Consider the following 11430-nt stretch of genomic DNA (forward strand, 5'->3'; position numbering starts at 1 on the left):
CCTGGACACGCGTGTCGTCCATCCCGTCACGCGTGTCGTCCCGCTGATCACGCGACATCGCCACCCACGCACGCCAAGACACCCTCCCCCGAGAACCCGAGACGCCAGCCCAGGGCTCTGGACCTCAGACGCGGCCGGCGCGAAGACCTTCTTCGCGGGCGAGCTCGCGTCCCTTGGCCAGCACCTGCTGGACGAGATGGGCGATCGTCGTGCGGCCGAGCCGTTCTTCCATGGCTTGTTCGGCTTCCCGGAACTCCGCGTCGAGCAGCGCGCGCATATGGCGGCCGACATCGCACGTCGTACTGGGCGGATGGGCATGGCGGGTCAGGATCGGCCCCTGCTCGACCGCGGTGTACGCGTCGTAGAGCGTGATCTCCCCCGGCGGACGCGCCAGCGTCCAACCGCCGCCACGTCCCTCCGTCGACCGCACCAGCCCGGCGTCACGGAGGCTGCCGAGAATGCGCCGGACCAGCACCGGATTGCTCGCCAGACTGTCCGCGATCTCCGCGGAGGTCAGCGAATCGTCCCAGCGCGCCAGCATCGTCAGCGCGTGAATGGCTGCCGCGCTCCTGCTGCTGAGAGCCACCTGTCCCCCCTTCGAAACTGCAACCAGCATAGTTTCAGTTGAGGCGGACGTCAAACGACCGGCGACTGCCGGATTCGTCGCCGATAGCGGGCGGGCCGCATTTGTCCCGCTGGCGAGACGGCGGGGAACCGCGGATCTACTCAGGTGCCCGGTGTTCTGATAGATTCGGTGATCGAATCCGCCGCGAAAATTCAGCGGTGTCTGGCGAGTGAATTCGCCGCTCATGCCCAGCGATTAAGTAATGGTCGAACGCCGCCGATCAAGCGATCGAATTCCGGCGAACTCGGCTCATTGGGGGAGGCTCTGGTGCGGAGTGATCTACCGGTGATTTCGGCCGAATCGGCTTTGCAACAGCCGGAATGGCCCGATCACCAGCATGTGCGAATGGTGAGAGAGATACTCGCCGATCGGCCGCCGCTGGTGTACGCGGACGATGTCCACAAGCTGGGTTCTCACCTGTCGAGGGTCGCGGCAGGGGAACTCCTGGTCGTGCAGACGGGCGACTGTGCCGAGGATCCGGCGGAATGCACGCCGGGGTACGTGGCCCGCAAGATCGCCTTGCTGGACATGCTGGCCGGGGCGTTGAAGATGGCCACCGGCAAACCCGTACTGCGAGTGGGGCGGATCGCGGGCCAGTTCGCCAAGCCGCGGTCCCGGCCCGCCGAGCGGGTCGGCGGCGTCGACCTGCCCGTCTATCGCGGTCACCTGGTCAACAGCCCGGAGCCGGATCCCGTGCTTCGCAGGCCGGATCCGGAGCGCCTGCTCGAGTGCTACGACGCGGCGAACGCGGCGATGGAGTACCTGCGTCTGCGCAACGGCGAACGGCCGGAGGCGTCGGTCTGGACCAGCCACGAGGCTTTGCTGCTCGACTACGAGCTGCCGATGCTGCGCCGGACCGAGGCGGGCCGATGGCTCCTCACCTCGACGCATTGGCCATGGATCGGCAACCGCACCAACCAGCCGGACGGTGCCCACGCCGCCCTGCTGGCCACGATCGACAACCCGATCGCCTGCAAGGTGGGGCCGGATATGACGCCGGACGCGCTGGTCGCGCTCTGCGAGCGCCTCGACCCCTTCCGCGTCCCCGGCAGGCTCACCCTCATCTCCCGCATGGGCGCCGGGAAGGCGGCCGAGCGCCTGCCACCACTGGTCGCCGCGGTCCGCGAGGCCGGCCATCGGGCAGGCTGGCTCACCGATCCCATGCACGGCAACACCGTGAGCGGCCCGGACGGGCTGAAGACCCGGTTCGTGGAAACCGTCGTACGGGAGATCCTCGAATTCAGGAGTGCGGTGTCCGAAGGACGGGGAGTGGCCGCCGGGCTGCATTTGGAGACCACTCCCGACGAGGTCACCGAATGTGTCGCCGACGAGTCGATGATCGGCCATGTCGGCGACAAATACACCAGTTTCTGTGATCCGAGGCTCAACCCGAAACAGGCCATCGAAGTGGTTTCCGCCTGGCGCCGGTAGCACCAGGGCTGATTCGGATCCGTATTCCTTTCCTGTCGTCGTATCAGCAGAATCGAGGGCTTTGTAATGGGCGGGACAGAGTGGGCGCACTACGTCGAGACGTCGATCGAGGTGGCGGGCGATCCGCTGGAGGTGTCGGCAAGGCTGGCCGAGGCGGGCCCGCACGGCGAATTCGTCATCTACGAGAAGGACGGGCAGTGGTCCTATGCGGGCGGAGTGCTCGCCGAGGTGACGCTCGACCGGGACGGGGCCCGGCTCGGCGGCGTGCGGACCGCGCGACTGCCCTGGAGTGATCGGCCGTTGCGTCAGGTCAAGGAACTGCTCGGGATGGTGCCCGTCCGGGGCTGGCGGGCTTACGGTGCCGCGACGTTCGAGCTGTCCTACGCCAAGGACGGCGACCTGAAGCATGTGGACGACCAGCCCCTGCTGCATCTCGTGGTGCCCAAGAGCGAGGTGCGCGTCGGCTCCGGCCGGGCATGGGTGCGCTCCACCGACCCCGACACCCTCGCCGTCCTCGTCGACCTGCTCGGCCGCCCCGCCGAAGGCCGTGAGAGCGACGCCGTTCCGCTGGACGTCAGGCAGACCGGCCGCGACGAGTACCGAGCCGCGGTCGCGGGCGCCGTACAGGACATCGCCGACGCGCGGCTGCAGAAGGTGATCCTGTCCAGGCTCGTACAGGTGGACGAGGACATCGACCTGGTCGGCACCTATGTGCTCGGCCGCCGCCGGAACACCCCGGCCCGGTCCTTCCTCATCCGGCTGGGCGGCCTGGAAGCCGCCGGTTTCAGCCCGGAGATCGTGGTCAGCGTGACCGAGGACGGCACGGTCGTCAGCCAGCCGCTGGCCGGCACCAGGGCGCTCACCGCGGATGCCGCGACCAACGACCGGCTGCGCGGGGAACTGCTGTCGGACGAGAAGGAGATCTACGAGCACGCGATCTCGGTGAAGGTCGGCAACGACGAACTGCTCACCGTCTGCGAACCGGACTCGGTGGGTGTCCGCAACCTGATGACGCTGGAAGAACGAGGCAGTGTCCAGCACATCGCCTCCCGGGTGACCGGCAAGCTCTCCGCCGGTCACGACGCTTGGGACGCCTTCTCCGCCGTCTTTCCCGCGGTGACCGCGTCCGGGGTGTCGAAAGAGGCCGCGTACGAGGCCATTCGCCGCTATGAGACCGAACGTCGCGGCCTGTACAGCGGCGCCGTGCTGACCGTGGACGAGTCAGGAGCGATGGACGCCGCGCTGGTGCTGCGGACCGTCTACCGCCAGGACGGCCGGACCTGGCTGAGGGCCGGTGCGGGCATCGTCGGCCGGTCGCAGCCGGACCGGGAGTTCGAGGAGACCTGCGAGAAGCTCGACAGCGTCGCGCGTTTCCTGGTCGCCGCCGAAATCAAGGCGGAGGTGCCCGCGTGAGGACGGAGGACGTCTACCTTTCCGGGATCGGCAGCGTCCTGCCGGACCGGGTGAGCACCGAATCCGCGGTGACGCGAGGCTGGTACGACGAGGCGGACCGCGAGGCGTCGGGGATCCTGTCGGTCACGGTCGCCGGGTCGACGCCCGCGCCGGACATGGCGGTCGAGGCCGCGAACGTGGCGATCCGGCGTTCCGGCCGGGCCGCGAACGATTTCGGTGTCCTGTTCCACAGCCACGCCCATCACCAGGGCCCGGACGCCTGGTCGCCCGCGCACTACATCCTGAACAACACCCTGGACCGGCCGATCCCGGCGATCGAGGTCAAACAGGGCTGCCTCGGCGGGCTGGCCGCGCTCGAACTCGCCGCGACCCGGTTGCTGGCCAATCCGAGCCACCCGTCCGCGCTCGTGACCGCAGCGGACAACTTCTCCATCCCGCTGGTGGACCGCTGGCGCACCTCCTCGGCGTTCGTGCTCGCCGACTCCGCCGCGGCGGTGGCCCTGTCCCGCGGCGGCGGATTCGCCCGGCTGCTGGCGATCGGTTCGGTGTCCGACGCCCGGATGGAGGCGCTCGACCGCGGCGGCGACCCGCTGTTCCCGCCGGGGGTGACCGTCGGGGAGCCGTTGGACTTCACCAAGCGGCGGGAGTACATGCGCGAGCAATGGGCGCAGGGGGTCACCCCGCCCATCGGCTACTTCGGCGACAAGATCGTCGCCGTCACCGAGTCGGTGCTCAAGGAAGCGGATGTCACCTTCGACGAGATCGCGAGGGTCGCGCATCCCGGTTTCGGCTGGGAATCGCTGGAAACGATGTTCCTCGATCCGCTGGGGATCGACGCCGACCGCGGGATCTGGGACTACATCAGGAAAGTCGGGCACGCCGGGGTGACCGAGGTGTTCCTCGGCCTCGAACATCTGTGGACCTCCGGACAGGTCGGCCCCGGTGACCGCGTGCTCCTGGTGTCCTCGGGAGCGGGCGCCTCCATGGGCGCCGCCGTCGTCGAAATCCTCACCGCCCCTCAGCCAGCGACGGAGAACTGACGTGTTGGAAGGATGCACCCCCTGGCCCGCCGATCCGGCGCGGCGCTACCGGGAAGCCCTGCTGTGGCGGGGCGAGACACTCGGCACCCTGCTGCGGACGGCCGCCGCCGAGTACGGCGACGCCATCGCGCTGGTGCACGGCGACCGCCGGATCACCTACGCCGAACTCGACCGCTGGGCGGATCGGATGGCGGCGGGCTTCGCCAGGTACGGCATCTCCCCCGGCGACCGGGTCGTGGTCCAGCTGCCCAATGTGCCGGAGTTCGTCGCGGTGTGTTTCGCCCTGTTCCGGCTCGGCGCCAAACCGGTGTTCGCGCTGACCGCGCACCGCTCGCAGGAGATCGGGCATCTGTGCCGGATCACCGGCGCGGTGGCGTATGTGCTGCCCGGGGTGCACCGCGGGTTCGACCACCGGGTGCTGGCGAAGGAGGTCCGCTCGGGAGCGCCCTCGCTCCGGCTGTTGTTCAGCCTCAGCGGCAAGGGCGGCGATGTCATCGATCTGTCCACGGTGGACGCGGAACCGGTCGAGCTCCCCGGGCAGGATCCGTCGGACGCGGCGTTCTTCCTGCTCTCCGGCGGGACGACGGCGTTGCCGAAGGTCATCCCGCGCACCCACGATGATTACGCCTACCAGATCCGCGCCACGTCCGCGGTGCTCGGAATGTCCACTTCGGACGTTTACCTCGCGGTCCTGCCGCTGGAGTTCAATTTCACCTGGGGCTGCCCCGGAGTGCTCGGCACGCTGGTCTCCGGCGGCACGGTGGTACTCGCCGACGACCCGACGGCCGACGACTGTTTCGCCCTGATCTCACGCGAGCGGGTCACCGTGACCTCGGTGGTGCCGAGCATCGCCCAGCTGTGGCTGGAGGCGGCGGAGTGGTCCGAGGCGGACCTGTCGAGCCTGCGGGTGGTCCAGATCGGTGGCGCCAAACTGCAGCGGTCGGTCGCCGAGCGGATCACCCCGGTCCTCGGCTGCGAGCTCCAGCAGGTCTTCGGCATGGCCGAAGGACTGCTCACCCTCACCAGGCTCGGCGACGCACCGGAGGTGGTACTGGGTACCCAGGGCAGGCCACTGTCCGAAGAGGACGAAATCCGGATCGTCGGCCCGGACGACCGCGATGTCGCCGACGGCGAGATCGGCGAACTGCTCACCCGCGGCCCCTACACCTTGCGGGGCTACTACCGCGCGCCCGAGCACAACGCGATCGCGTTCACCGAGGACGGCTTCTACCGCAGCGGGGATCTCGCCCGGCTGACCGCCGACGGTGATCTGGTCATCGAAGGCCGGATCAAGGACGTGATCATCCGGGGCGGCGACAAGATCTCCGCGGCCGAGGTGGAAGGGCACCTGCTCGGTTATCCGGGAGTGCTCCGCGCGGCGGTGGTCGGCGTGCCGGACGACCTCCTCGGGGAACGGACCTGCGCCTATCTCGTGGTGGCGGGCGAACGCCCGTCATTGCCCGACCTCAAGCGGGCCCTGCACGACTGCGGGCTGGCCGGCTACAAGCTTCCCGACCGGGTCGAGTTCGTCGACGAACTCCCGGTCACCCCCTTGGGCAAGGTCGACAAGGTGGCGCTGGTGCGGCTCGCCGAGCGATCCCGTCTGTCGGTAACGAACCGGAAAGGCTGACATGGACACCGATTCCCCGTCGAGTACGCAACCACCCGGCGAGCAGGAACTGCGCGAACTCCTGGCCCCGCTGCTGGACACCCGGCCCGAGGACGTTCCCGCCGACGCCAATCTGATCCTGCAGGGCCTGACCTCGATCGACATGATGCGGCTGGTCGGTCGCTGGCGCCGGGCGAAGGTGCCGGTCGTCTTCGAAGAGCTGGCTTCCGCTCCCACGCTGAACGGCTGGCTCGCCCACTTCGACGGACTGCGGAAATGAGCCGCGGCATGGTGGTCGCCGACCTCGACCAGGCGTCGGTGGTCCACGGCGTGCACGGCGCGGACGGCGCCTCCGAATGGAAGGCGTTCGCCCGCCGCCATGACCTGTTCGGCACGTGGGAGGCGGTCGAATGGGCCGCGCTACCGCCCGGCGGGATCAGCGGCGAACACGTGCACACCCGGACCGAAGAACTCTATTTCATCATCTCCGGCACGGGGACCATGCTCCTCGACGGTCAGGAGCACCCGGTGCGGGGCGGTGACCTGATCCTGAACGGCATCGGCACCCGGCACGGCCTGATCAACTCGGGCGAAGACCGGCTGACCTGGCTGGTCGTCGAAGTGGTCGGCCCGCTTATGGCCGCCGTTTATTCCGAACACCAGAAACTGACCGAAAACGGGGGAAATCGATGAGCAACGCCGTGGTGATCAATCTTCGTGAAGTACGGGAAATCGACGCGCGTGTCTTCTTGAGCGGGCCGCTCGGCCGGATCCGGCTGCCGCAGTTCGAGCCCGGCCAGCAGGAGACGCTGATCGCCGAGGACCAGGAGCACACCCTGTTCATCGTGCGCGGCAACGGAACCGCGGTGACCGGATCGACGACGGTGCCGCTGCGCGCCGGCGTCGCCCTGACCCTGCCGCTGGGCAGCAGTGTCACGGTGGAAGCGGGCGACGAAGGCCTGGAACTGTTCATCGCCAGCCTCACCACACCGCAGACCGCCGGGGCGGCGCGGTGATCGTCACCAACGCCGAGGGACTGAGCCGGAGCCAGGACGGCGGCGCGTGGCGCTGCCTCGCCCGGCGCGGGATGTTGCACAGCGAATGCGAGGCCTTCGACTATCTCCGCCTGCCGCCGGGCGGGACGCGGGACGGACGCGGCAGGGAAGGGGTCGACGCGGTCTGGTTCGTGCTCAGCGGTGAAGGGGAATTCAGGCCAGGTACCGAGGATTCCGTCCCGCTGCACCCTGGCGACCTGGTGCTCTGGTCGGGCGGAACGCGCGGGTCGCTGCACAACCCGTCCACCGGTCACCTCGAACTGCTTTCCTTCGCGGTGCTGCCCACCGCGGTGACCGACCGGCTCCCCGCCCGGATCCCGGTGGCGCCCGCGCCGTTGACCGGAGCCGACCATGGCTGACCGGCTGACCGTCACGACGCTGGACGAGCTGTCCGAGGTCTACGAAATGCACGGCGGCGAGAAGGTCGCCCGGTGGAAATGCCTTGCCAGGCGGAACAATCTGTTCGGGGCATGGGAAGCGGTGGAGTGTTCCTTCCTGCCCGCGGGCGGGGCCAGCGGCGTGCACCTGCACAGCCGGACCGAGCAATTCGACTACGTGGTCTCCGGCAGCGGTGTGATGACGATCGACGGCGTCGACCATCCGGTCACCGCCGGCGATCTGCTCACCACCTGCCTCGGCACCCGGCACGGTATCCGCAATGTCGGTGACGAAGACCTGATCTGGCTGGTCATCGAGGTTTCCGGCCCGGGAATGGCGCCGGAGGTACCCGCACAGGACACCAGCGGCGACCGCGCCGAGGTGATCAAGCTCCGTGAGGTCCGCGATGTCGACGCGCTGGACTATCTGTCCGGGCCGCTTCGGCGGGCCCGGCTGATCGAGCTCGCTCCAGGGCAGGCCGAGACCTTGGTGGCCGACGAGCAAGAGCACGTGCTTTTCACGCTCGACGGCACCGGATCCGCGAAGTCCGGGTCCACCACCGTCCCGTTGCGCTACGGGGTATCGGTCGGGGTGCCGTTCCGCGGTTCCGTCACCGTCGAGGGCGGGCCGGACGGACTGGAGTTCTTCGTGGTCAGCCTGGTCGTCCCGGCTGACGCGGGAGGTGCGGAATGATCGTCTCCGACTCCGGCGACGGACTCACCCGGACCCTCGACGGCGACGCCGGGGAAGCGGTATGGCGGTGCCTCGGGCGCCGCGGGATGTTGTTCAGTGAATGCGAATCCTTCGATTTCGTCCGGCTCGCACCGGGCGCGGTCCTCGACGGACGCGGCCGGAGTGACATCGAAGAAGCCTGGTTCGTGCTTCGCGGCGAGGCCGAGTTCGTCGAGGACGGCCAAGACCCGCTGCTCGCCCGCGAAGGCGAACTGGTCTTCTGCGCGCACGCGTCGGCCGGTCATTGGCGGAACGTCGGCGACTCCCCGCTGGAAATGCTGTTCCTGGCGTTGATGCCCGCTTCGGTGAGCCTGCGGTTGCCGACCCGGACCCCGTCCGACTGACCAGGGAAAGGAGAGTCCCATGAGTCACCAGCGAATCGAGGTCGACGTTCTCGTCGTCGGTTCCGGGCCGGTGGGCGCGACCTTCGCGCGCACGCTCGTCGAAGGCGGACGCGGCGTCATGATGGTGGACGCCGGTCCGCAGCTCTCCAGCCGTCCTGGCGAGCACCTGAAGAACCACTTCGCCTACCAGCACAGCCACGAGCGCTTCGGCGGTCTGGTCAGCGGGCATCTGCACCCGCTGTCGGTTCCGGCCGCCGAACCTGCCGAGCCCGGCCGGTTGATCAGCCTGGACGCGGGCGTCGCCACGTATGCGGTCGGCGGGATGGCCACCCATTGGACCGGGGTGACCCCACGGCACCACCCGGCGGTCGAACTGTCCGACGCCTTCACCGCCGCCGAGTGGAACCGGCTCTACGACGACGCCGAGGCTCTGCTTCACACCGGAACCGACCTGACCGCGGACGCCGTCTCGCATCGGATCGTCCTGGACGCGCTCGCTTCGGAGTACCGCGAGCTGCCCGAGGCGTACGGGGTCCGGCATCTGCCGATGGCGGCGCGGCGCCGTGCCGACAACCCGCGGCTCGTGCGCTGGACCGGGACGGACACCGTTCTCGGCCCGCTCGCGGACGGCGGGCGGGACGATTTCGTGCTGCGCGAACAGCATCTGTGCCGCCGTCTCGTACCGTCGGCGGACGGCGGGCGGATCGAGTACGCCGAGATCGAGGACCACCGCGACTGGCGGACGCTGCGGGTCGTGGCGGAAACGTACGTCCTCGCCGGTGGCGCCGTGCTCACCCCCCAGTTGTTGTACGCCTCCGGTATCCGCCCGCCGGCGCTCGGCCGCTACCTCACCGAACAGCCGGTCGCCTTCTGCCAGGTCGTGCTCGGCGACGACCTGGTCGCTCGCGTGACGGCCGATGAGCGCTTCACCGACCGGGTCGCCGCCCACCGGGCGAGCCGTCCCGCCGATCCCCTGCCCATCCCGGTGGACGACGCCGATCCGAACGTCTGGATCCCGGTGTCGGCGGACCGTCCGTGGCACTGCCAGATCCATCGCGACCTGCCCTACGCCGATCTGGTGCCGAACCGGGAAATCGACAAGCGGCTGGTGGTCGACCTGCGCTGGTTCGGGCTCGTCGACCCGCGCCCGGAGAACCGGGTGCGGTTCTCCGACACCGAACAGGACGTCTTCGGCCTGCCGCGACCGGGCTTCGAATTCTCGCTCGGCGAACGGGATCGCGAACGGCAGCATCGGATGATGGCGGACCTCCGGCGGGCCGCGGCCGCGCTCGGGTCGTACCTGCCGGGGTCGGAACCACGGTTCATCGTTCCCACGCTTCCGTTGCACATCGCGGGAACCACCCGGATGGGCACCGACGCGGACACCAGCGTGGTCGACCCCGGTTCGCGGGTCTGGGGCGTCGAAAACCTCTATCTCGGCGGAAACGGCCTCATCCCGACCCCCAACGCGAGCAACCCGACCCTGACCAGCGTCGCGATGGCGTTGCGGGCGGCGCGCGGAATTCTCGGCACTGAACATCCATCCTCGGCGGAAAGGCGCGCAGATGAGCGGCCCGGGCTACTTGTTCCTCGGTGACGAAGAGAAGGCGTTGGTCACTCGTGCGCTGGACACCTGGCAGCTGAACAGGTACCGGTTCGACGAGGACGCCGAACCGTCCATGGTGTTCACGCTCGAACGCGAATTCGAGCAGCGGACCGGCGCCGCCCACTGCTTGGCGGTGAACAGCTGCACCTCCGCGCTGCTCACCGCGCTCGCGGCGCTGGGCGTCGGCCCCGGCGACGAGGTGATCGTCCCCGGCTACACGTTCATCGCGTCCATCGCCGCCATCGTCCACCGCGGCGCGGTCCCGGTGCTCGCCGAGATCGACGAATCGCTGACCCTCGACCCCGAAGACGTGGCGCGCCGGATCACCCCCGCGACCAAGGCCATTCTCGCGGTGCACATGCTGGGAGCGCCCGCCGCGCTGGACGAGCTGCGCCGGATCGCGGACGACCACGGCCTGTTCCTGATCGAGGACGCCGCCCAGGCCACCGGCGGACGGTACCGGGGCCGCGCACTCGGCACCGTCGGCGACGCCGGCGCCTTTTCCCTCAACCTCTTCAAGATCATCACCAGCGGTGACGGCGGGCTTCTCACGATCGCGGACGACGACGCCTACGAACGTGCTTTCGCCTTCCACGACCACGGGTTCAAACCGATGCGCCACGGCATCGCCGACGCCGACTCGCTGTTCGGGCTGAACCTGCGGATGCACGAACTGAGCGGCGCCGTCGCGCTCGGCCAGCTACGCAAGATCGATCTCATCCTGGAAACCCTGCGCAAGCAGAAGACCGCGCTCGCCGAGGCGATCGGTGAGCTGCCCGGCGTCGAGCGGAGGCGGCTCAACGATCCGGACGGCGAATGCCATTCCTTCCTCGTCCTGCGGTTCGAGACCGTCGAGACGGCGCGGGCGGTGGCCGCCAAGCTCGGCACCTCCACGCTCATCGACTCCGGCCGTCACTACTACGGGAACATGCCCCAGCTGATCAGCCGTCGCATGCCCACCGCGTCGGAACATCCTTTCGGCTGCCAGGCCCATCCCACCGAGGTCCGGTACGAGCCGCACATGCTGCCGCGTACCGACGACATCCTCGGCCGGTCGATCACGCTGTCCGTCGGCGTGGTCGACGGCTATCTCGGCGCCGGATTCGGCATCACCCCGCTCTCGACGGCCGACGAGATCGAGGCCGTCGCCACCGCAGTCAAATCAGCCGTCAACGAAGTGGTCGCGAGGACGTGAAC

13 protein-coding genes are annotated in these 11430 nt (G+C 69.0%); 12 read left to right on the forward strand and 1 reads right to left on the reverse strand.

Going from position 1 to position 11430, the window contains the following annotated elements; all coding sequences use genetic code 11:
* Positions 1-124 precede the first annotated feature (124 nt).
* Positions 125-586, reverse strand: a complete 462-nt coding sequence (locus tag AJAP_RS34990; RefSeq protein ID WP_228694726.1) for an Rrf2 family transcriptional regulator — start codon at positions 584-586, stop codon at positions 125-127.
* Positions 587-910: 324 nt separating this feature from the next.
* On the opposite strand from AJAP_RS34990, the gene AJAP_RS34995 reads away from it, so the two are divergent.
* The 12 genes from AJAP_RS34995 (at position 911) to AJAP_RS35050 (ending at position 11428) form a co-directional block, all read left to right on the forward strand.
* A complete protein-coding gene (locus AJAP_RS34995) occupies positions 911-2056 on the forward strand; it encodes a 3-deoxy-7-phosphoheptulonate synthase (RefSeq protein WP_148311744.1) in 1146 nt (381 codons plus the stop codon).
* A 66-nt stretch (positions 2057-2122) separates the two neighbouring features.
* On the forward strand, positions 2123-3469 hold the full coding sequence (locus AJAP_RS35000) for a salicylate synthase (protein ID WP_038519510.1): 1347 nt from the start codon (positions 2123-2125) through the stop codon (positions 3467-3469).
* Complete coding sequence (locus tag AJAP_RS35005) at positions 3466-4509, forward strand: ketoacyl-ACP synthase III family protein (protein WP_038519513.1); 1044 nt, start codon at positions 3466-3468, stop codon at positions 4507-4509. The genes AJAP_RS35000 and AJAP_RS35005 overlap by 4 nt, the downstream gene beginning before the upstream one ends.
* Position 4510: 1 nt before the next feature.
* Positions 4511-6139, forward strand: coding sequence for a (2,3-dihydroxybenzoyl)adenylate synthase (locus AJAP_RS35010; RefSeq protein WP_038519516.1), 1629 nt, complete (start codon positions 4511-4513; stop codon positions 6137-6139).
* A gap of 1 nt (position 6140) precedes the next feature.
* Positions 6141-6398: a phosphopantetheine-binding protein gene (locus AJAP_RS35015; RefSeq protein ID WP_038519518.1), complete on the forward strand. Its 258-nt coding sequence runs from the start codon at positions 6141-6143 to the stop codon at positions 6396-6398.
* Entirely contained in the window at positions 6395-6811 is a 417-nt protein-coding gene (locus AJAP_RS44635; protein ID WP_084098432.1) for a cupin domain-containing protein, read from the forward strand. Before AJAP_RS35015 ends, AJAP_RS44635 begins: the two co-directional genes overlap by 4 nt.
* On the forward strand, positions 6808-7134 hold the full coding sequence (locus tag AJAP_RS44640) for a cupin domain-containing protein (RefSeq protein WP_038519521.1): 327 nt from the start codon (positions 6808-6810) through the stop codon (positions 7132-7134). Before AJAP_RS44635 ends, AJAP_RS44640 begins: the two co-directional genes overlap by 4 nt.
* Positions 7131-7532 (forward strand): cupin domain-containing protein, encoded by a 402-nt coding sequence (locus AJAP_RS35030; protein ID WP_038519524.1) that lies wholly within the window; start codon positions 7131-7133, stop codon positions 7530-7532. The genes AJAP_RS44640 and AJAP_RS35030 overlap by 4 nt, the downstream gene beginning before the upstream one ends.
* Positions 7525-8244, forward strand: coding sequence for a cupin domain-containing protein (locus AJAP_RS35035; RefSeq protein WP_038519526.1), 720 nt, complete (start codon positions 7525-7527; stop codon positions 8242-8244). Before AJAP_RS35030 ends, AJAP_RS35035 begins: the two co-directional genes overlap by 8 nt.
* Positions 8241-8627, forward strand: coding sequence for a cupin domain-containing protein (locus AJAP_RS35040; RefSeq protein WP_038519529.1), 387 nt, complete (start codon positions 8241-8243; stop codon positions 8625-8627). Before AJAP_RS35035 ends, AJAP_RS35040 begins: the two co-directional genes overlap by 4 nt.
* A gap of 19 nt (positions 8628-8646) precedes the next feature.
* Complete coding sequence (locus AJAP_RS35045) at positions 8647-10224, forward strand: GMC oxidoreductase (RefSeq protein WP_038519531.1); 1578 nt, start codon at positions 8647-8649, stop codon at positions 10222-10224.
* On the forward strand, positions 10193-11428 hold the full coding sequence (locus AJAP_RS35050) for a DegT/DnrJ/EryC1/StrS family aminotransferase (RefSeq protein WP_038519534.1): 1236 nt from the start codon (positions 10193-10195) through the stop codon (positions 11426-11428). Before AJAP_RS35045 ends, AJAP_RS35050 begins: the two co-directional genes overlap by 32 nt.
* Positions 11429-11430 lie beyond the last annotated feature (2 nt).

The sequence above is a fragment of the Amycolatopsis japonica genome (genome assembly GCF_000732925.1).
Lineage (GTDB): Bacteria > Actinomycetota > Actinomycetes > Mycobacteriales > Pseudonocardiaceae > Amycolatopsis > Amycolatopsis japonica.